Source organism: Oceanotoga teriensis (assembly GCF_003148465.1).
Classification (GTDB): Bacteria; Thermotogota; Thermotogae; order Petrotogales; family Petrotogaceae; genus Oceanotoga; species Oceanotoga teriensis.
In genome coordinates this window covers 1-20,927 of the sequence record NZ_QGGI01000028.1, presented here as the reverse complement: position 1 = coordinate 20,927, position 20,927 = coordinate 1, and the positions used below count along the sequence as shown (strand labels likewise).

The following is a 20,927-nucleotide window of genomic DNA, read 5'->3' as shown; positions in this document are numbered from 1 at the left end:
GTGAGTATTTAGGGGTGAGGATAATGAGTTGGGTTCCACCCAGATCCATTCCGAACCTGGCAGTTAAGCCTTCTCATGCTGATGGTAGTACACTTTTTGTGTGCAAGAGTAAGTTTCGCCCCTTCTTTTTTTCTAAGAGAGAACTTCTTTGTTCTCTCTTTTTTTATTTATTCTAAAAAACAAATAAAAAAAACAGTCTCAATTTTGAGACTGTTTTAAAATCCATTAGGATTATTTTTTTGCCAATTCCATGAATCTCTGCACATATCTTCAAGATTTTTTTCTGCTTTCCAATTCAATTCTTTCAAAGCTTTTGTTGGATCTGAATAGCATGTATCTATATCTCCAGCTCTTCTATCTGTTATTTGATATGGTATTTTTATTTTGTTGGCAGTTTCAAATGCTTTTACAAGGTCTAAAACGCTGTAACCTTTTCCTGTTCCAAGGTTGTAAGCTTCTATTTTTTTGAAATTTTGTGTTTTTTCTACAGCTTTTAAATGACCTTTTGCTAAGTCTACTACGTGTATATAGTCTCTTACACCTGTTCCATCAGGAGTATTATAATCATTTCCAAATACAGATAATTTTTCTCTTTTACCTATTGCAACTTGAGTTATATATGGCATTAAATTGTTTGGTATTCCATTAGGGTCTTCACCTATTTTTCCACTTTTATGAGCTCCTATAGGGTTAAAGTATCTTAATAATGCTATACTCCATGTTTTATCTGATATATATAAGTCATTCAATATTTCTTCTATTATTAGTTTTGTTCTTCCATATGGATTTGTTGCAGATAGTGGAAGAGTTTCTTTGAAAGGGACTTCTTTTGAGTATCCATATACTGTTGCTGAAGAACTGAATACAAAGTTTTTTACATTGTTTTCTTTCATTACTTCAAGAAGGGTTATAGTTCCGTTTATATTATTATCATAGTATTTTAATGGTATACTTACAGATTCTCCAACAGCTTTTAATCCAGCAAAATGAATTACAGAGTCTATTTTATTTTCTTTAAATATTTTTTGTAATGCTTCTTTGTCCCTTATATCATTATTATAAAATTTTATTTTTTTATTCGTTATTTCTTCAACTCTTTTTATAGCTTCTTCTTTTGAATTTGAAAGATTATCTATTACTATTACATTGTGGTTTTCATTTAAAAATTCTACACATGTATGAGAACCTATATATCCTGCACCACCAGTTATTAGTATGTTCATTCTTTAGCCTCCTATAATTTATTTACAATTTTATTATACCAGATTAAATTAAAATGGGCATAGCTAAAAGCTATGCCCAAAGATTATTCTATTAAATTTAATATTTGTGTTGTTGTTGTTTGAACTATATTTGCTTCATCTATTTCAGCATTTTCAGGTACTATTACTCCTATTAATGTTTGCATTACATTTTGTACTTCTGTTGATTCGATTTCTTCTTTAGGATTGTTTATTGTAGTTGAGTATCTTTTTTTCTCTGAAGGATTGTAGTATTTTAATATTAATTTTTTCATTTAAACCCTCCTTTATTATTTTATTTTGTAAGTTTCTAATATCTGATATTCTTCGTCTTCAATATTGGTTAGTGTTTTCATGGATTGAAGTGCTTGTGCTATTTTTTCTGTGTCTTCTGAATGAACTTTTAACGTTTTTGATTTGTTTATTTCTTTTCCTTTTTCATTTGTTTCTTTCCAAAGGATTTTTCCTTTTCTTTCTAAAAATTCTTTTTCCATGTGTATCACCTCCCAATTATAATATCCGCATTTAAATATTTGTTATTACAATATATCATATTTATACAATATAATTTTTATTTGCTTTTAATTGTTTTATTTGTATATGATTAAATGTAATTACATTTATTTAGATTTGAGTTTTAACATTTTTTTAGGTATTATTTTTATAAGTATTTATTTTAAAGGAGGGATTTTTGTGAATAATAGAGAATTAGTTGTTAAGATCTTTGAATTTGTTGGATCTAAAGATAATATTTTAAGAGCTACTAATTGTATGACAAGGCTTAGACTGAAACTTAAAGATAGGTCTGTTGTTGATTTAGAAGGACTTAAAAATATTGAAGGTGTTTTAGGTATAGTTGATGATGAAACTCTTCAAATTGTTGTTGGTCCAGGGAAAGCCGCTAAAATTGCTATTATAGCTAATGAAATTCTTGGTAGTTCTGATATGGAAGTTAGTGAAGATTGGAAAGATAATAAGAAGAAAGTAAAGTCTAAGCATAAAGAAAATTCTTTTAAACGTATGCTTAAGATTATAGGAGGTATTTTTATTCCTCTTATTCCTGCAATTATTGCTGCTGGAATTTTTAATGGTTTTGCCGGATTAATAACTAATTTGCAAAGTACGGGAAGTTTACCTTCTAATGAAGTTTGGAATTTAATAAGATTAGTATTTTCTTTGATTGGTGGAGGATTTTTGGGTTATTTTGCTATATTTACAGGTGTTAATGCAGCAAAGCAATTTGGAGCTACTGAAGGTTTAGGTGGTATGATAGGTGCTATGACTATCATGAGTCAGATTAATGATATTTCTCAAGCTCTTGGTATGTATAATTTAGAATCTCCTTTGAATTCTATTTTGAGATCTGGTAAAGGTGGTATTATAGGGGTAATTTTAGGAGTATGGATTTTATCTAAAATAGAAAAAAAGGTTAGAAAATTTGTCCCAGATGTTCTTGATTTAATTTTAACGCCAGTAATAACTTTATTTTTAACTGTTTTGCTTTTGATATTTTTTATAATGCCAGTTTCAGGTATTTTTTCAGATGTTTTAGTTAAAGGTTTAGATTTATTGGTTTCATCTGATATTCCTGTTGTGAGTGTTTTATCTGGATATATATTGTCAGCTGTATTTTTGCCTATGGTTCTTCTAGGTTTACATCATGGTCTTATACCTATTTATGCAGTACAATTGGAAGCTATGGGTGGAGTTTCTCTTTTTCCTGTTCTTGCAATGGCAGGTGCTGGTCAAGTCGGAGCTGCTATAGCTATTTGGATTAAAGCTAAGAAGGTAGGAAATTCAAGATTGAAAAATATAATATCTGGAGCTCTTCCAGCAGGTATTTTAGGAATAGGTGAACCTTTGATTTATGGCGTTACTTTACCTTTGGGTAAACCATTTATAACTGCAGGTCTTGGAGCAGGTTTTGGTGGAGCTTATATTATGCTTAGACATGTTTTAGCTGGTGCTTGGGGTCCTTCTGGTATTGCTGCTATACCTCTTATGCATCCAGAATCAATGTTGGATTATTTTATAGGACTTGTAATTTCATATATTTTTGGTTTTATTATAACAGCATTATTTATTAAAGAAAAAGAAATTATTGATTTTTAATGGAGGTTTTTTTATGTTAGGAATTTCTGTTTTTGCAGGACTTGGAATTTCTCTTGAAGAAAATTATGAGTATATGAGTAAAGCTAAAGAACTTGGTATCAATAAAATATTTACATCTTTTCATATTCCTGAGAGTAGTATGGATTTTGATTATGAGATGAATGAGATTCTTAATTATTCTAAAGAATTAGATATGAGTATAATTGCTGATATTTCTAAGTCTTATTTTGATAATATTGATTTTAATAAGTATAATATAGAGTCTTTGAGACTTGATTTTGGTTTTTCAAATAAAGATATAGCTAAGTTGACAAAAGAACTTTTTTGTGGGATAACTTTGAATGCAAGTACTTTAGAGAAAAGTGATATTGAGGAGATTTTAAGTTTTGGAGGTGATCTAAGTAAGATCAATGCTTGTCATAATTATTATCCAAGACCTGAAACAGGTATTTCAGAGTCTCTTTTTAATGAGAGAAATAGTTTATTTAAGTATTATAATATAGAACTCACAGCTTTTATTCCTTCGTTTTATAGACCAAGAGGACCTATTTTTGAAGGATTACCTACTTTAGAGATGCATAGACATATGGATCCGGTAGTTGCTTATCAACATTTGATCAGTTGTGGTGTCGATAATGTTTTTTTTGGTGATTCACAAGCAAGTTTTGAAGAACTTTGTAGGATTTCAGATATTAAGAAAAATATTTTTAGAATCCCTATAAAAATTTTTGATGTTTGTGATGAGGAATTAAGAATTTTAGATATGGTTCATAGAAATAGAAAAGATCCTGGAGAGTTTGTTGTTAGATCTTCTAAAGCTATTAATAATTTGAAGAGTAGTATAAGGCCTAATAATTGTATTGATAGGTTTAAGTATGGTGTTTGTATAGATAATCATGGTTATTTACGTTATGAGGGAAATTTGCATGTTTTAAAGAAAGATTTTGAGTCGGATTCTAGGGTGAATTTGGTCGCAGATGCGACAGAAGCAGCTATTTTGATTGAGACTATTAAACCAGGAGATTTTTTTGAATTTGAAATTAAGAGAAAGAAGTAATTTTGAATTAAAAATATGATTAGGCTAAATTATCAGCCTAATCATATTTTATGTTATATCATAGAATTTTCTTTTGTGAATTTAATTAGTTCTTCTACTGTTGTAAAAGCTAAAGCTGTTACAGTATCAGCAGCACCATAGTATATAGCGATTTTGCCTGTTTTACTATCATGAAGTGTAGCACAAGGGAATACCACATTAGGAACATCTCCTACACATTCATATTGAGTTTGAGGCGATAATATATAAGGTCTTGATCTGAACTTTACTTTCCAAGGTTCATTTTTATCTAATATAGCACTTCCCATATGATATACATATCCATTGCATGAAGTTAGCACTCCATGATATATCAATAACCAGCCTTCATCTGTTTCTATTGGTATTGGCCCAGCTCCTATTTTAGTACTTTGCCAAGGACTGATTTCTATTCCTGTTGTTGTCATAACATGTCTATGTTTTCCCCAAAATTTTAAATCTGGACTTTCACTATAGTATATGTCTCCGAAAGGGGTATGACCATTATCACTTGGTCTACTCAACATTGCAAAATTTCCGTTTATTTTTTTTGGGAATAATACACCATTTCTATTGAATGGAAGAAATGCATTTTCTGTTTGATAGAATGTTTTAAAGTCTTCTGTATAACCAACTCCTATTGTTGGTCCATGATAACCATTACACCAAGTTATATAGTATTTATCATCTATTTTACATACTCTAGGATCATATTTGTATTTTGATATTCCAATTTCAGGATCTGTTGTATCGGCTGATTTAAAGTTTATAGGTTCATCATTTATATCCCAATTTATACCATCTTTTGAGAAACCTACATGAACATTCATTTCTCTACATTTATTATCACATCTAAAAACGCCAGCAAATCCATCTTTAAATGGTATTACAGCACTATTGAATATACTATTGGAATTTTTTGTAGCATCTCTTTTTATTATGGGATTTTTTGAGTATCTCCAAACAACATCTTTGCAGTTTTCAGGTCTATCTTCCCAAGGCATGTTTGAAAGTTCTTCACCTATTATCATATATTAACCTCCGACTATAAGTAGATTTTGAATGTTTTTATCTCATAAGGTTTTATAGAAAATCTGAATTTATTTTTTTCATTTTCTATTTTATTTATTGTTTCTTCCATTAAATTACATTCTTCAACTTTTTTAATACTTTCTTTAATTATTATTTCTACATCATCGTTTGAATTTGCATATTCATATAGTCTTATTATTATTGCATCATCATCTTCTGCTTTTTTTATTGTGTCCAATATGGTTGAGTTTTCATTTATTTTTATTAATGAGTATGAGTTTTCTAAATCTCCATATTTTTTACTTTTTACTGCCATTAAAGGATAATTTAGTTCATATGCTTCTTTTGTTGTATTAGCTTTAAACCAATCTCCTTCATGAGGTAGTATACTGTAAGTAAATGAGTGTTGACCTATGTCAGCATCCGGATCTGGATTTATTGCTGATTTTAAGAGTGTTATTCTCATATTATTATCTTTTATATCATGACCATATTTACAATCGTTTAAAAGACTTAATCCATAATTTCTTTCTGATAAATCTACCCATTTATGAGCTACTGTTTCAAATTTTGCATAGTCCCAGCTGGTATTCCAATGTGTATTTCTTTCTACATTTCCAAATTGTATTTCATAGGTAGCCTTTGTACTTCTTACATCTACTGGAAATAGTGCTTTTAGAAGTACTTGATGTTCATTCCAATCTACATTTGTTTCGAAATCTATTCTTCTTTTATCTGAGTAAACTATCATATTTTGTTCTATTTTTGAATTCAAAACTTTATAAATTAATTTTATTACTATTCTATCCGGACCATTTTCAACTATTTCCATTTTTTGTAGATCATTGACTTCATAAGGTTTTTCTCTATAATATATATCTATATCCCATGCATCAAACATCATAGGCCTATCTTCAAATGTTTGTAGTACATTTGCTTTTGTTCCTTGTGGAAGTACTTCTCTTTTGGCATGTTTATCATATAGAGATATTATTTGTCCAGTTTCATTTAATTGTATTTTATAATATTTGTTTTCTATTGTTTTTTCATTTATTGTTAAAGTGTTTTTAGGTTTTTTTGATGTTCCTTCTTTTAAAGTATATGTTTTATAACCGAGTGCAGGTATATTTTTTGCATTTATTATTATTTTGTTTTCAACTTTTTTAAAGAATATTTCTTCATTTTCATCATCTACGAGTATTTTATTTTCAAATTCTTTATCGAAAGGTATTATTATTTGTCCATCTCTTTCCCAAGATAATGAGTTAAATATAACTATTTTTGAGTTTTTATTTTTGGTATTATCTGCTATTTTTAATAATGCTTGATCTAATATTTTATTTGTATTTTGGAAAAGTACTTCAAATTCTGCTTCACTATCTTGATAAACTTCTTTTATAGATGAACCTGGTAATATATCATGGAATTGATTTCTTAAGAGTATTTTCCAATTTTCATTTATATTTTCATGAGGATATTCTTCATTTAACTTTTTATTTGTTATTGTATTAAATATTTCTGTGTCATGGAATAATACTTCACTTTTTCTGTTATTTTTCTTCGTTTTGCTTTGTGATGTATATGTTCCCCTATGAAATTCAAAATAGAGTTCACCATCTATTATTGGTAATTTATATTTATTTTGTACATTTTTTTCAAGTCTTTCAAAATAAGGTTCTGCCTTTCCAAATTCTACATCCGGAATGGAAGGAATTTCATTTATTTTTTTTCCTGTTTCTATCATTTCTTTTGTTGGACCACCACCGCCATCGCCCCAACCGTATGCGAGCAATAGTTCATCATTTATATCTTTTTGATTATAATTATCCCAAAGTCCCTTTACAGATTTAGGAGTCATTTTTCCATTATATGTATAATAGTGAGCTCCATTTTCATCTGGTGTTGTTATGAAATGAGTTAATACTTCTGTACCATCTATTCCACGCCATTTAAATGTGTCATATGTAGGTCTATTGTACTGATTCCAACTTATTTTTGTTGTCATGAAATAATTTAAACCACTTTTTTTTATTATTTGAGGTAAAGCCCATGAATAACCAAATACATCTGGCAACCATAATAGATTGCTACTGATGCCAAATTCTTTTTGCATGAATCTCTGTCCAAATAAGAATTGGCGTACTAAAGATTCTCCAGATGGGACATTACAGTCTGCTTCAACCCACATTCCTCCAGTTACTTCCCATTTGTTTTCTTTTATTCTATTTTTTATATTTTCGTATATTTCAGGATAGTCTTCTTTTATATAATCATATAATTGTGGCTGGCTTTGAACGAATTGATATTCATCATATTGACTCATCAAATGATTTACTGTTGAGAATGTTCTTGAAGATTTTTCTCTTGTATGTTTTAATCTCCATAGCCATGCGACATCTATATGTGAATGTCCTATTGCAATTACTTTTGGTCTGTTATTTCCATTTGACTTATAATTTTTTAAGTAATTCATCAATTTTTCATTGGCTTGTTTTATTGAGTTATAGAATTTCTCTGTGCCAGTTTTTCTGAAGTCTATTATTTTTAAAGAATCGTCTAAGAAGTTTATAAGATTGTTTCTGTCATATGAGTTTTCTTCAAGTTCATATATTGTCTCAAGTACTGTTGAAGCTCTATAAAATAGATCTTCTGTTTCTTTATTTATTTTTACTAATTTTGCTTCTGAGAATAGATTTAATTTATTGTTTAAACCACTAAAAGCTTTTATATGAATTTTTATTTTTCTGTTTTTTATCCATTCAGGATGTATGAATACTTCACTGTGATTTATATCGAGACCTTGTACAGGTTTTTCATTTATATATATTAAAGATTCAGTTCCAGAAAGTCCTCCGAGATCACCTTTTCCAAGATTGAAATATAAAGCTATATTTTCTTTGTTCCAATTTTCTGGAATTGTTATTTCTTTAGAAAACCAGTATATTTCATCTTTATCTCCCCATCTATTTCCTATTTTAAAGATTTCCCAATTTTTTGCTTTCGCCTCTTGAAGATTCATCCCTTTTATTCCTGTATTTATGAAGTACATTTCATTTATATCTATTTGTTCTTGATAGATGTTTTTCTTTATTTCTTCGATGTATTTTCTGTTTTTTTCAACTGTAAAGTACATTTATAGAGACCTCCTGAAATTATTATATGTTTTGTGTCGAACTTCTTATTATAAGTTTTGTGGGATAGTATATTTGATGAACCATCCTCGAACTTAAATCATTTGAGTTTTTATTATTTATTTTTTGAATTAATAGTTCAGCAGCATGATAGCCTATTTTTTCTGGAAATTGGGCAATGGTTGTTAAAGGAACTTCTATATGTTTTACTACTTCATTGTTATCGAATCCAACTATAGAAAAATCTTTTGGAATTTTTAAATTTTTCTTTCTCGCCATTTTTACTATTAATAATCCAATATAATCGTTTAAAGCTACTATTCCAGTTATTTTATTTTTTGTTATATATTCATATATTTCATCGTATATTTGATCATCATTTTTTTCATTTTCATTATAAGATAAAAATAATATTTCATCATCTTCAAATCCATATTCTTTTAAAGCCTTTTTATAGCCAGTTATTCTATCTTGTATACTGCTTGTTATTGTGTATCTGTTTTTTATGAAAACTATTTTTTGATGCCCAAGATCTATTAGATGTTTTGTTGCTTGAAAAGCTCCATCTATATTATCTGATACAACGGCATCTGTTTCGCAGTTTTTTATTTTTCTGTCTACGAGGACAAAAGGATAGTTTTCATCTTTTAAATCTGAAATGGCACTGCTATCTTGTTGATTTTCAGAAGGCATTATTATAATTCCAGCTACACCATTATTTTTTAATTTTTGTATATTTTCTGCTTCTTTTCTATAATCTTCATTGCTATTCATGAATGTAAGGGTATATCCATGTTTTTCTATATAACTTTCTATTCCACTCAATAGCTTTGATTCGAGTTCATCTGCTGTTCTATTTAAAATGACTCCTATATTATTGCTTTTTTTGCTTTCGTTTAATTTTTTATCAAAAACATATGTTCCTGCTCCTTGAACTCTGTACAAATATCCTTCATATACTAAATCTTGAATTGCACGTCTTACGGTTTGTCTACTAACATCTAATTCTGAACATAAGGCTCTTTCAGTAGGTATAACTTCTTCCGGTTTATATGTTCCATCTTTTATTCTTTGCAATATATACTCTTTTATTTGTATATATAAAGGTTTATTTTCATTTATCATACTCAATCCCCCCAAAAAAGTTCTTTTTATATATTATAATCAAAACCAAATTAAGTTCATATTTCTTTAATAATAACAAAGTAAGAAAAAAATGTCAATACCAATTTTTGTTTTTTTAAAAATTGGTATTTAAAAGGTACTTTTTAGGAGATTTTTCTGATTAATCTTGTTTTTTTGACGATATTTGTATTTAATCATTGAAAATGGCTCAAATCAAATAACATAAAGATAAAGAGGTTGACAACATAATTTAATATTGGTATAATAAATGTAATATTTGAAGAATTTTTCAGTACAACATTACATTAATTGTAAGTACCAATACCTTTTTTACAAAGAAATGAGTATTACAAATACAAGGGAGGTTATGCTATGTTTAAAAGAACTCACAAGATTTTTTTGAGTTGTTTTATTTTTGTATTGATGAGTGCTTTTGTTTTTGGGTATAATGAGGCACCTATGCTCAAAGAAAGAGTAGCTAAAGGGGAACTTCCTTCAGTTGAAGAAAGACTTCCGGATAGTCCAAAAGTTATTAAAGTTAGAGAAAAAATAGGAAAATATGGTGGAACTTTGAATCTATCAAAAGGAAATGAAATGAGGGCTCTATTGGTTGAATATGCTCTTGAATCTTATCCTAATCCTGTTTTTGATGAAAAATTAGTAGAAGGTAATATCATAAGATCTTGGAAGGTTTTAGATGAAGGTAGAAAATTTAGATTTACGCTTCGTGAAGGATTGAAATGGAGTGATGGATATCCAGTTACTACAGAAGATGTAAGATTTACTTTTGAAGATATATATTCTAATAAGAATGTTCAACAAATATATCCAAGTTGGTTAATGAATAGTGGAAAAAGAGCTAACTTAAATATTGTAGATGATTATACGTTTGAGATTTCTTTTGTTAATCCTTATGGATTATTTTTATTGCAGTTGCAGTCAATTGCAAGAGGTAGTTATCATATGCTTATAAATCCATCACATTATTTAAAACAGTTCCATGCTTCTTATGCTACAGAAGAAGAACTTGAACCATTTCTTGAAAAGGAAAAACTCACTCAGGATAGATGGGGAGAATTATTTACAAGAAAATGGCAATCAACTCCATGGAATCAAAGAAAAGATGTAGGTTATCCAGTTTTAGATCCATTTGTTGTAGTTGAAAAACCTTCTGATAATGTAGTAATTTTTGAGAGAAATCCTTATTATCATAAGGTTGATGAAGAAGGAAATCAACTTCCTTATATAGATAGAGTTAGATATGAAGAGATAAATAATCAGGAAATGATGAATATGAAGATAATGTCTGGTGAGTTGGATTTTACAATAAATACAGCTCTTGGAGATCTTGCACTTTATAAGGAGAATGAAGATAATGGAAATTATAATACTTTATTAGTTCCTATAAAGAGTATAAATACAAATGCTTGTTATTTCCCTAACTTAACTCTTGAAGATGAAGTATGGAGAGAAGTTATGAGAAATCCTAAATTTAGACATGCTTTATCTTTAGCTATAGATAGAGATGAAATAAATGAACTTGTTTATTATGGTTTTGGTAATCCTACACAGGCAAGTGATGCTCCAGGATCACCTTTTGTTGAACCTTGGTATAGGGATTCTTATGTTGAGTATAATCCTGAAAAGGCAAATGAAATTTTAGATAGTATAGGCTTAGATAAGAGAGATAATGATGGTTGGAGAATAGGTCCAGATGGCAATGCATTTACAATTAATATAGAATTTTTTGAAGTTAATGAAAATTTAGTTCCTGCAACAGAATTAGTTGTGAGTTATTGGCAAGCAATTGGAATTAAAACAAATATGAAGGTAATAGATGGTGGATTATGGTATCAAAGACAAGGTGCAAATACAACTACAATGTCTGTGTGGCACGAAGATGCTTCAAGACCAGGGTCACCTTTCTTCTTTTATGTTCCTTATGAAAATATTAACTGGGGACCAGATTGGAGAGCTTGGTTTAACTCTGAAGGTACTGAAGGAGAAGAACCTCCATTAGAAGTAAAAAAATTATTCAAATTATATGAAGATTTCTTAGCAACTATATCTAATGAAGAAAGAATAGAACTTGGTAAAGAAATTTTGAAATCACAAGCTGAAAATTTATGGGTTATAGGAACAGTTAATAATATACCTATTCCTGTTATCGTTAAAAAGAATCTTAAAAATGTTGTAGGTGGAATGGATCCTCAATGGGGACCATCTATGGCTGAACAGTATTATTTTGAGTAAAATTTTTGACTAACCATAGTTTTTCTATGGTTAGTCTTTGAATTGTTATAGAATTTGCTCACTTTTGAGGAGGAAAATTATGTTTACGTATATTTTGCGTAGAGTATTACAGATGATACCTATTCTAATAGTCATTTCTATAATAAGTTTTATAGTTATAGAACTTCCACCAGGAGATTTCTTAACCTCTAAAGTTGCTCAGTTGAGCAAAGAAGGCGGATCAATTTCTCAAGCGGAACTTGAAGGTCTTAGAGAGACTTATGGACTTGATAAACCTGTAGTAGAAAGGTATTTTAATTGGATCACTAAAATAGTTTTTAAAGGGGATTTTGGTAGATCTTTTAAATGGAATAAACCAGTTACAGAAGTTATAGGTGAAAGAATGCTTCTAACTGTGATAATTTCTATTACTACTCTGATATTTGTTTGGGTTGTGGCCATTCCAATAGGGGTTATTTCAGCTACAAGGCAGTATTCTGCTTTTGATTATATATTTACATTTCTGGGATTTATAGGGTTATCAGTGCCAAATTTTTTGCTCGCATTGATTTTGATGTATTTTTCATATACCAAGTTTGGGGTTAGTATTACGGGATTATTTTCACCAGAATATGCTGATGCAGCATGGAGTTTTGGAAAATTTGTCGATATGATGAAGCATATGTGGGTTCCTGTAATAGTAATTGGAACAGGGGGTACAGCAGGAATTATAAGGACTTTACGTGGATGTCTTTTAGATGAATTAAAAAAACAGTATGTGGTTACTGCTAGAGCTAAAGGACTTAAAGAGAAAAAAATTCTTTTTAAATATCCAGTAAGAGTTGCATTAAATCCACTTATTAGTACTATAGGATGGGTTTTACCTGGAATAATTTCGGGTGATGCAATTGTTGCAAATGTTTTGAACCTTCCTACAGGAGGAATGGTTTTATTAGAAGCTTTACAGTTCCAAGATATGTACCTTGCAGCCAGCTTTGTATTATTGTCGAGTATATTAACTGTAATAGGTACCTTGATTTCAGATATATTATTGGCGTTAGCCGATCCTCGTATTAGATATGGAAGGAGAGGAAGCAATGTCTAAGAAAAAAACTATAAATAAGTATACAGCATCTCAAGGTCAACTTATATGGTGGAGTTTTAAAAAACATAAACTTGCCATGTTAGCTTTGATTGTATTGATAATAATGTATGTTACAGTTATTTTTTCACAGTTTGTAGCTCCTTATGGAAAAAGTACGAGATTTTCAAGTCATCAATATGCACCACCTCAAATGATGAAATTTTATGATGAAAAAGATGGTTTTAGTTTTAGACCTTTTGTATATGGTTATAAAAAAGAGTTTGATATGGAAACATTTAGAAGAACTTATAAGTTAGATAAAACTGTTAAATATCCAGTTTATTTTTTTGTTAAAGGTGAACCTTATAAATTATGGAATTTGATAGAAACAGATATACATCTTTTTGGTACTAAAGAGGGACAAATATTTTTATTTGGTACGGATAGACTCGGAAGAGATATATTTTCAAGGGTAATTTATGGTTCTACAATATCTTTGACAATAGGTCTTATAGGTGTTTTTTTGACTTTTATAATAGGTGTTACTCTTGGAAGTATTTCTGGTTATTATGGTGGTTGGCTTGATACCATAATTCAAAGAATGATAGAGGTTTTAATATCTATACCACAGATTCCTTTGTGGATGGCTCTTGCTGCAGCAATGCCAAGAGATTGGCCAATTTTGAAAGTATATTTTTCAATCGTTATAATTCTTTCACTTGTTGGTTGGGGAGGACTTGCGAGAGTTGTCAGAGGTAAGTTCCTTTCATTAAGAAATGAAGAGTTTGTAATGGCAGCTAAATATGCTGGAGCGAGTGATTTTTGGGTTATAACTAAACATTTAATACCTTCTTTTATGAGTTATATAATAGTATCTATTACTTTAAGTATTCCTGGAATGATTCTTGGAGAAACTGGATTGAGTTTTCTTGGACTCGGACTTCAAGCACCAGCTGTTAGTTGGGGAGTTTTATTGCAAGATGCACAAAATTTGACGGCAATAGCTCATCATCCATGGCTTTTAATACCAGGACTTTATGTCGTAATAACTGTTTTAATGTTTAATTTCTTAGGTGATGGAATAAGAGATGCTGCAGATCCTTACAGTATGTAAAGGTTGTGATTTTTATGTTTTGGATTTTCATGCTTTTTATAATTATAATGGTCATTTTTATTTTGGTTAGTAAAAATGTTTATTCTTATTGTATGAAAAAGTTTGTTTATGATAATCATCTATATTCAGAGTATATTTTAGAGAATAAATTACCACCTGAAGAATGGATTAATGGAGATAATGCACAAAAAAATAAAAATAATTCTTTGAAAAGAATTAATAAAATAATAGATTATTTTAAGGTTTCAAAACTCGTAGATAATGATGAGACCAGAGAGAACATTCTAAAAGATTTAAATGAAGTTTATGAAAATTGGAAAGTGATGGATGTTTCCAATTTTAATAGGAAGGTGGATTGACTTGAATAATACACTTCTTGAAATAAATAATTTAAAAACATATTTTGATACAGATCAAGGAACTGTTAAAGCAGTTGATGGAATATCTTTTAAAGTAGATAAACAAAAGACTGTCGGTATTGTTGGTGAGAGTGGAAGTGGTAAAACAGTTACAGCACAATCGATACTTAAGATAATGCCTTGGCCTGGAAAAATTGTTGAAGGTGAGATTTTATTTAATAAAGATGATGGAGAAATCGTAGATATAGCTAAGCTTGGAAGTAAAAGCGATGAGATAAGAAGAATTAGAGGTAAAGATATAGGTTATATCTTTCAGGAACCCATGACATCTTTGAGTCCTATTCACAAAATAGGTGATCAGATAATGGAATCTATATTGGTACATGATAAAAAAATTAATAAAAAAGAAGCAAAAAATATAGCTATAGAACTTTTGAGAGATGTAGGAATGCCTAATGCCGAGTCTAAAGTTGATAATTATACATTTCAATTGAGTGGTGGAATGAGACAAAGAGCTATGATTGCCATGGCTCTTGCAAATGTCCCTAAACTTCTCATAGCAGATGAACCTACCACTGCTATTGATGTTACCATACAGGCTCAAATTTTAAGACTTTTAAAGAATTTACAAAAAAAATATGGTATGTCTATTTTAATAATAACTCATGATTTAGCTGTAGTAGCAGAAATGGCAGATGAAGTTGTTGTTATGTATTTGGGTAAAATAGTTGAAAAAGGAAATGTATTCGATATTTTTGACACTCCTTCACATCCATATACAAAAGCTCTTTTAAAATCTATTCCTAAAAAAGGATCGGGTAAATATCTTGAAACTATAAAAGGGATGGTTCCAGATCCATTTTCAATTCCACAAGGCTGTGAATTTGCTCCGAGATGTGAATTCGCAATAAAAGGAGTATGTGATAAGAAGAAACCTCCTGTTGTTGAAATCAAAGATGGGCATTTTTCGAGATGTTTTCTTCACACAGAACAAAAGGAGTCTAAAAATGGATAAAGATATAATTTTAAAAGTTGAAAATGTTAAAACATATTTTCCTATAAGACAAGGATTTTGGAATAAGGTTGTGAATCATGTTAAGGCTGTTAATGATGTCAGTTTTGAATTGAAGAAAAAAGAGACTCTTGGAGTTGTTGGCGAATCAGGTTGTGGAAAAAGTACTCTCGCTAAAACAATAATGAGAGGTGTTAGTGCGAGTTCTGGAAAGATAATCTATAACAAAGATGGACAAGAATTAGATATATTGGCACTTAAAGATAAAGAACTTAAAAGTTTAGGGGTTAGAAAAGATATACAAATGATTTTTCAAGATCCTTTTTCGTCTTTAAGTCCGAGAATGACGGTTAAAGAAATAATAACAGAACCTTTATTGATAAATAAGATGATTAAATCAGAAGAAGAAGTAGAAAAAGCTGCACGTGAACTTATTGCAGATGTAAATCTTGATCCAAAATATTTGAGAAGATATCCACATGCTTTTAGTGGAGGTCAGAGACAAAGAGTTGGAGTTGCAAGATCTCTTGCCTTAAATCCAAAGATAATTCTTGCAGATGAGCCTACTTCAGCATTGGATGTTTCTGTTCAATCTCAACTTTTGAATCTTTTGAGAGATTTACAGGAAAAATATGAATTATCTATGATGTTTATATCTCATGATCTTGGAGTTGTAGAACATATAAGTGATAGAGTAGCTGTTATGTATGTTGGTAATATAGTTGAAATAGGTGATGTTAAAGATATTTTTAATCATCCAGTTCATCCATATACAAAGGCTCTTTTGTCTGCTGTTCCAGTTATAGATCCACATAAAAAAAGCAATGCTGAACTACTTGAAGGAGATGTTGCAGATCCTGCAAATTTACCTTCTGGTTGTCCATTTCATCCAAGATGTAAATATGCAAAAGATATATGTAAACATAAAAAACCAATTCTTGAAAAATTAAATAAAAATGAATCAACCCAAGTTGCTTGTCATTTTAAGAATGAGTTATGAATATAAATAAATCAAAAACTCTAAAGGGGGATTTTTATGAGAAAACTATTAATCACAGTGTTAATAGCTATGGGTATTCTTGCTTTTTCAGTTCAACCGATGTCTTCCTATTGGTTTGTGGAAGATTTAAAAAATTGGTCACCTGAAAAAGATAAAGATGCTGATTTTAACAGAGGTATGATACCTCTTGCAGAAAGAAAAACTGGAGAAATAATTAATTCAAATGCAAGAGATGAAGCACAAGTAATGGCTTTAAGTATAATGTATCCAATGACATCAAAGAATCCATCAGAAGGTGCTAAAGAATTTGATGTTTACAATTTTCAATACTGGCAATATATAGATAAACTTGTAATGTGGGGAGGATCTGCTGGAGAAGGAATTATTCTCTCTCCAAGTAGTGATGTTATAAATGCAGCACATAAAAATGGAGTTAAAGTTTATGGTACTGTATTTTTTCCACCAAATTATTATGGAGGACAGCTTGAATGGCTTTCACAGTTTCTTGAACAAAGAGAAGATGGAAGTTTTTTAGTTGCTGACAAACTTATAGAAGTTGCAAATTATTATAATTTTGATGGATGGTTTATAAATCAAGAATTAAAAGGTGCAACTAAGGAACAGGCAAAAAAGATGCAAGAATTTTTATCTTATTTTAATGATAATAAAAAAGATTATATGGAAGTAATATGGTATGATTCCATGAATGAAGATGGAGAAATAGATTATCAAAATCATTTAACTGATAAAAATGATGGTTATCTAGTTGATGATGGTAAGAAATTAGCAGATTCTATGTTTTTGAATTTTTGGTGGAAAGATCAAAGTTCTACTAAAAAATATGCTTTGAATAATAATATAGATCCATATATAAATTATGCTGGAATAGATGTTCAAGCAAATGGATTTAATACAAAAGCATCTTGGGAAGGACTTTTTCCAGAAAATAAAGAACATAATGTTTCTTTAGGTCTTTATTGTCCAAACTGGACATATTCAAGTTCTGAATCTGTTGAAGAATATACTCAAAAGGCTAATATTTTTTGGGTAGGAGCTAATAAAAATCCTTTAAATACAGAATCCGAATATGATTGGAAAGGTATTGCAAATTATATACCAGCTAAAACAACTATAATTAACACACCTTTCGTTACGAACTTTAATACTGGAAATGGTTACAAATATGCTGTTTTTGGAGAAATAGTTAGTGAAAATCCATGGCATAATAGAAGTTTACAAGACATACTTCCAACTTGGAGATGGTATGTAGAAGGTAATCAAGTAAAAGCTAATTTTGACTGGGATAAACCTTATTATGGTGGATCTTCTTTAAAATTAGAAAGTGATTTAAATGGAAGTTCAAAGGTTTATTTATATAAAACAGATATAAAACTTTATAAAGGATCTAAAATTTCTGCAACATTTAATACAAATTTAAATAATATTGCAAAACTTGGAATAATGTTTGAAGATAAATCAGAAGTTTTATTTGATTTAGACAATGTTGCTCAAACTTGGACGAGAAAAGATTTTAATTTGAATGATTATGCTGGAAAAAGCATAAAAAGAATATTCGTATATTTAAAATCTGATGATGAAATAGATGATTTCTATATTAATTTAGGTAGTCTTTCTGTTTTAGACAAAGGATCTTCTATAGGAGATTTTGTTATAGGACCTAAGAATCTTGAAATAACAGAGTATGAATTTGTTGATGGTATATTTGCAAATTTAAGATTAAAATGGGATACAAATCAAGAAGGACTATTATATGAAATTTATAGAGTAGTAGATGGTAAAAAAGAATATCTTGGAAGTACATATAATAATGTATTTTATATCGATATGATCAAAAGAATTTCTGCAAAAGAAAAAGAAACAAAAATAATTGTAGAACCTGTCAGTAAAATGTTAAATCATGGAGATGAAGCAGAAGTAATTTTTGAATGGGGAGAATATCCAAAACCAACGGCAGATTTATATGTTGATAGAACATTTATAGCTCCTGGTGATACTATAGAATTTATAAACAAATCTAAAGTATATGATAGATTAAAATGGTTTTTCGTTGGAGGAAATCCTATAAAATCAACTGAAGAAAATCCTAATATTACTTATGATAGAGAAGGAGAATTTAGAGTAACTTTAATAGCATATAATGAAGTTGGAAGAGATACTCTTGTAAAAGATAAGATGATAACTGTTTCTAATAAAGCTAAAAAAGAAATGGAATTAGTTTCTTTTAGTAAATCAGCAACAGCCACTTCAAATGTTGATGATGAAACTCCTTCAATGGCTTTAGATGGAGAACAAAAAACTAAATGGTGTGCTGTTGGAGATCTTCCACATGAATTATATGTAGATCTCGGAAAAGAACAAAAGATAGGTAAATTTATACTTAAAAATGCAGAATTTGGTGGAGAATCTGCGGATATGAATACAAAAGCTTATAAAATAAGCATAAGTAAAGATGGAAAAGATTGGAAAGAAGTAGTTAATATAGAAGAAAATAATAAAGCTATTGCAGAACATTTGATAGAATTCCAAAGAGCGAGATATGTTAAATTAAGTATATTAAAAGCAACTCAAGGAAATGATTCAGCTGCAAGAATATATGAATTTGAAGTATATGCAGAAAAAAATCTTTTTGATAATTATGCTTTTGGAAAAGAAGCAACAGCATCTGGAAATGTTGGGGGAGAAGTACCAGCATTTGCATTTGATGATAAAACAAAAGATAATAGTAAATGGTGTGTAACAGGAGAACCACCTCATTGGATAATGGTTGATTTAGGTCAGATAGAAGTTATAGATAAGTTTATACTGAAAAATGCTGAAGAAGGTGGAGAATCTCCAGAATGGAACACAAGTGATTATTATATAGAAGTTAGTTCAGATAAAGAAAATTGGACTAAAGTAGTAGATGTTCAATCTAATGATAAAGCTATTAGTGAACATATAATAAAACCTGTTAAAGGAAGATATGCAAGACTTACAGTTACAAAGCCAACACAAGGCGGAGATACTGCTGTACGTTTATATGAATTTCAGGTTTTAGGTTATAAAACACATAAATCTAATAAAGCAGCAGATAAACAAGCTACAGCTACAGGATTTGTTCCAGGAGAAATACCAAATTATGCTTTTGATAGAGATATAAGTACAAAGTGGTGTGCAACAGGATCAGAACCTCATGAAATAATAGTTGATTTAGAAAAAGAAATAGAAATAAATAAATTTGTTATTAAACATGCTCAAGAAGGTGGAGAAAGTGAAGGATTTAATACAAAAACTTTTAAAATCTTTATAAGTGATGATAAAGAAAATTGGACAGAAGTAGTAAATGTTGAAAACAATGAAAAAGGTGTCAGTGAACATGTTATAAAACCTGTTAAATCAAGATATGTCAAATTGAGTATAATAAAGGCTACACAAAATGATGACACTGCAGCGAGAATATATGAATTTGAAGTTCATGGAAATTAAAAATAAATATTATTAAAAATATTGGGTGCAGTTCTTCTGCACCCTTTTTTAATTAAAGTATATTTATATTATAGTTATTTTATAATGGAGGGATTACAAATGAAAAAAATATCTGTAAAAATAATAATTTCAATAATTTTGATATCATTGTTATTTGGATTAACTTTAACCATTATTGGTATAGAAAATACATCAGAGATTGTAAAAAAAACTTCAAATAACTTATTAATATCAAATTCTGAAAATAAAGCAAAAGATATAAGTGCAAATATAATCAATTTTGAAAATATGATGGATAGTTTTGCAACTTCCATTTTTAATAATCCATTTTCAAAGTTTCAAGTAAAAGATTCTTTTGGAAATAATGCTTATCATCACGCTTATGTTGAAAGTTATCTTGGAAGAATTGATAAATATATAAAAAGTTATTCTCAAAATATAGATGGAAATAAAAATATTTTTATTTTAATTTCTCCAAAAGTCACCAATGATGGAAAAGTACATGGAATAGTATATGATAAAGATGAAGATAAGATAATAAAAACAAAAGATTTAAAATTATCTACAGAAAATTTAAATGATCAAAATTATAAATGGTTTTTTAAAGCTAAAGAATTGAAAAAAGGTACATGGTCTAATATTCATAATTCTATTTTAGATGAAGAAGAGAAAGTTATAACTTATGTGGTTCCTTATTATGTTGAAGAAGATTTCGCTGGTGTTGTGGGAATGGAAATAAATTATTCGTATTTTGTTGATGAAGTTCAAAATATAAAGATATTCGAAAATACTAAAGCGACTCTTTTAGATGAAAATTTTGAAATTTTTTATGACAAACAATATGAAACAGGGACATATATAGGAGAAATATTAAAAAGAGAAGAATACAAAAAAGTAAGTGAAGAAAATACAGGATACTATGAA

16 protein-coding genes and 1 rRNA gene are annotated in these 20,927 nt (G+C 29.1%); 11 read left to right on the top strand and 6 right to left on the bottom strand.

The window, feature by feature from the left end:
• The first annotated feature begins 10 nt into the window (after positions 1 to 10).
• Positions 11 to 124: ribosomal RNA gene (gene rrf / locus C7380_RS12700) — 5S ribosomal RNA — on the top strand.
• A 91-nt stretch (positions 125 to 215) separates the two neighbouring features.
• Here rrf and galE read toward each other — a convergent pair.
• The 3 genes from galE to C7380_RS12685 all read right to left on the bottom strand — a co-directional run bounded on the left by galE (position 216) and on the right by C7380_RS12685 (position 1,735).
• Positions 216 to 1,223: a UDP-glucose 4-epimerase GalE gene (gene galE, locus C7380_RS12695; RefSeq protein ID WP_109606511.1), complete on the bottom strand. Its 1,008-nt coding sequence runs from the start codon at positions 1,221 to 1,223 to the stop codon at positions 216 to 218.
• An 83-nt stretch (positions 1,224 to 1,306) separates the two neighbouring features.
• On the bottom strand, positions 1,307 to 1,516 hold the full coding sequence (locus tag C7380_RS12690) for a DUF2922 domain-containing protein (protein WP_109606509.1): 210 nt from the start codon (positions 1,514 to 1,516) through the stop codon (positions 1,307 to 1,309).
• A 15-nt stretch (positions 1,517 to 1,531) separates the two neighbouring features.
• The gene (locus C7380_RS12685; protein WP_109606508.1) at positions 1,532 to 1,735 is read right to left on the bottom strand and encodes a hypothetical protein; all 204 of its coding nucleotides are present in this window, start codon (positions 1,733 to 1,735) and stop codon (positions 1,532 to 1,534) included.
• A gap of 199 nt (positions 1,736 to 1,934) precedes the next feature.
• Between C7380_RS12685 and C7380_RS12680 the strand changes: the two genes are divergently transcribed.
• Positions 1,935 to 3,353 carry a PTS transporter subunit EIIC gene (locus tag C7380_RS12680; protein WP_206050611.1) on the top strand — a complete coding sequence of 473 codons (1,419 nt, stop codon included), beginning with the start codon at positions 1,935 to 1,937 and terminating at the stop codon, positions 3,351 to 3,353.
• Positions 3,354 to 3,366: 13 nt separating this feature from the next.
• A complete protein-coding gene (locus C7380_RS12675; RefSeq protein ID WP_109606504.1) occupies positions 3,367 to 4,410 on the top strand; it encodes a MupG family TIM beta-alpha barrel fold protein in 1,044 nt (347 codons plus the stop codon).
• 53 nt (positions 4,411 to 4,463) lie between these two features.
• On the opposite strand, the gene C7380_RS12670 is transcribed toward C7380_RS12675, so the two are convergent.
• From C7380_RS12670 to C7380_RS12660, 3 genes are read right to left on the bottom strand one after another with little or no spacing between them, the layout of a single operon-like run.
• On the bottom strand, positions 4,464 to 5,459 hold the full coding sequence (locus C7380_RS12670; RefSeq protein WP_109606502.1) for a glycoside hydrolase family 130 protein: 996 nt from the start codon (positions 5,457 to 5,459) through the stop codon (positions 4,464 to 4,466).
• Between the two features lie 14 nt (positions 5,460 to 5,473).
• The gene (locus tag C7380_RS12665; protein ID WP_109606500.1) at positions 5,474 to 8,593 is read right to left on the bottom strand and encodes an alpha-mannosidase; all 3,120 of its coding nucleotides are present in this window, start codon (positions 8,591 to 8,593) and stop codon (positions 5,474 to 5,476) included.
• A gap of 22 nt (positions 8,594 to 8,615) precedes the next feature.
• The gene (locus tag C7380_RS12660; RefSeq protein ID WP_109606498.1) at positions 8,616 to 9,716 is read right to left on the bottom strand and encodes a GntR family transcriptional regulator; all 1,101 of its coding nucleotides are present in this window, start codon (positions 9,714 to 9,716) and stop codon (positions 8,616 to 8,618) included.
• Between the two features lie 372 nt (positions 9,717 to 10,088).
• Between C7380_RS12660 and C7380_RS12655 the strand changes: the two genes are divergently transcribed.
• The 8 genes from C7380_RS12655 to C7380_RS12620 all read left to right on the top strand — a co-directional run.
• The gene (locus tag C7380_RS12655) at positions 10,089 to 11,969 is read left to right on the top strand and encodes an ABC transporter substrate-binding protein (RefSeq protein ID WP_109606496.1); all 1,881 of its coding nucleotides are present in this window, start codon (positions 10,089 to 10,091) and stop codon (positions 11,967 to 11,969) included.
• A gap of 79 nt (positions 11,970 to 12,048) precedes the next feature.
• Entirely contained in the window at positions 12,049 to 13,053 is a 1,005-nt protein-coding gene (locus C7380_RS12650) for an ABC transporter permease (protein WP_109606494.1), read from the top strand.
• On the top strand, positions 13,046 to 14,146 hold the full coding sequence (locus C7380_RS12645) for an ABC transporter permease (protein WP_109606492.1): 1,101 nt from the start codon (positions 13,046 to 13,048) through the stop codon (positions 14,144 to 14,146). The genes C7380_RS12650 and C7380_RS12645 overlap by 8 nt, the downstream gene beginning before the upstream one ends.
• 14 nt (positions 14,147 to 14,160) lie before the next feature.
• Positions 14,161 to 14,505, top strand: coding sequence for a hypothetical protein (locus tag C7380_RS12640; protein ID WP_109606490.1), 345 nt, complete (start codon positions 14,161 to 14,163; stop codon positions 14,503 to 14,505).
• The gene (locus tag C7380_RS12635) at positions 14,474 to 15,520 is read left to right on the top strand and encodes an ABC transporter ATP-binding protein (RefSeq protein ID WP_109606489.1); all 1,047 of its coding nucleotides are present in this window, start codon (positions 14,474 to 14,476) and stop codon (positions 15,518 to 15,520) included. The genes C7380_RS12640 and C7380_RS12635 overlap by 32 nt, the downstream gene beginning before the upstream one ends.
• Entirely contained in the window at positions 15,513 to 16,517 is a 1,005-nt protein-coding gene (locus C7380_RS12630; RefSeq protein WP_109606487.1) for an ABC transporter ATP-binding protein, read from the top strand. The genes C7380_RS12635 and C7380_RS12630 overlap by 8 nt, the downstream gene beginning before the upstream one ends.
• Before the next feature lie 36 nt (positions 16,518 to 16,553).
• On the top strand, positions 16,554 to 20,003 hold the full coding sequence (locus C7380_RS12625) for an endo-beta-N-acetylglucosaminidase (protein WP_109606485.1): 3,450 nt from the start codon (positions 16,554 to 16,556) through the stop codon (positions 20,001 to 20,003).
• Positions 20,004 to 20,102: 99 nt separating this feature from the next.
• Positions 20,103 to 20,927: PDC sensor domain-containing protein (locus C7380_RS12620; protein ID WP_158274912.1), on the top strand; the 825-nt coding region annotated here is incomplete at its 3' end.

Coding starts and splice junctions, on each gene's coding strand:
- galE (WP_109606511.1), bottom strand. CDS start 1,223: ATGAACATACTAATAACTGGTGGTGCAGGATATATAGGTTCTCATACA.
- C7380_RS12690 (WP_109606509.1), bottom strand. CDS start 1,516: ATGAAAAAATTAATATTAAAATACTACAATCCTTCAGAGAAAAAAAGA.
- C7380_RS12685 (WP_109606508.1), bottom strand. CDS start 1,735: ATGGAAAAAGAATTTTTAGAAAGAAAAGGAAAAATCCTTTGGAAAGAA.
- C7380_RS12675 (WP_109606504.1), top strand. CDS start 3,367: ATGTTAGGAATTTCTGTTTTTGCAGGACTTGGAATTTCTCTTGAAGAA.
- C7380_RS12670 (WP_109606502.1), bottom strand. CDS start 5,459: ATGATAATAGGTGAAGAACTTTCAAACATGCCTTGGGAAGATAGACCT.
- C7380_RS12665 (WP_109606500.1), bottom strand. CDS start 8,593: ATGTACTTTACAGTTGAAAAAAACAGAAAATACATCGAAGAAATAAAG.
- C7380_RS12660 (WP_109606498.1), bottom strand. CDS start 9,716: ATGATAAATGAAAATAAACCTTTATATATACAAATAAAAGAGTATATA.
- C7380_RS12655 (WP_109606496.1), top strand. CDS start 10,089: ATGTTTAAAAGAACTCACAAGATTTTTTTGAGTTGTTTTATTTTTGTA.
- C7380_RS12650 (WP_109606494.1), top strand. CDS start 12,049: ATGTTTACGTATATTTTGCGTAGAGTATTACAGATGATACCTATTCTA.
- C7380_RS12645 (WP_109606492.1), top strand. CDS start 13,046: ATGTCTAAGAAAAAAACTATAAATAAGTATACAGCATCTCAAGGTCAA.
- C7380_RS12640 (WP_109606490.1), top strand. CDS start 14,161: ATGTTTTGGATTTTCATGCTTTTTATAATTATAATGGTCATTTTTATT.
- C7380_RS12635 (WP_109606489.1), top strand. CDS start 14,474: ATGTTTCCAATTTTAATAGGAAGGTGGATTGACTTGAATAATACACTT.
- C7380_RS12630 (WP_109606487.1), top strand. CDS start 15,513: ATGGATAAAGATATAATTTTAAAAGTTGAAAATGTTAAAACATATTTT.
- C7380_RS12625 (WP_109606485.1), top strand. CDS start 16,554: ATGAGAAAACTATTAATCACAGTGTTAATAGCTATGGGTATTCTTGCT.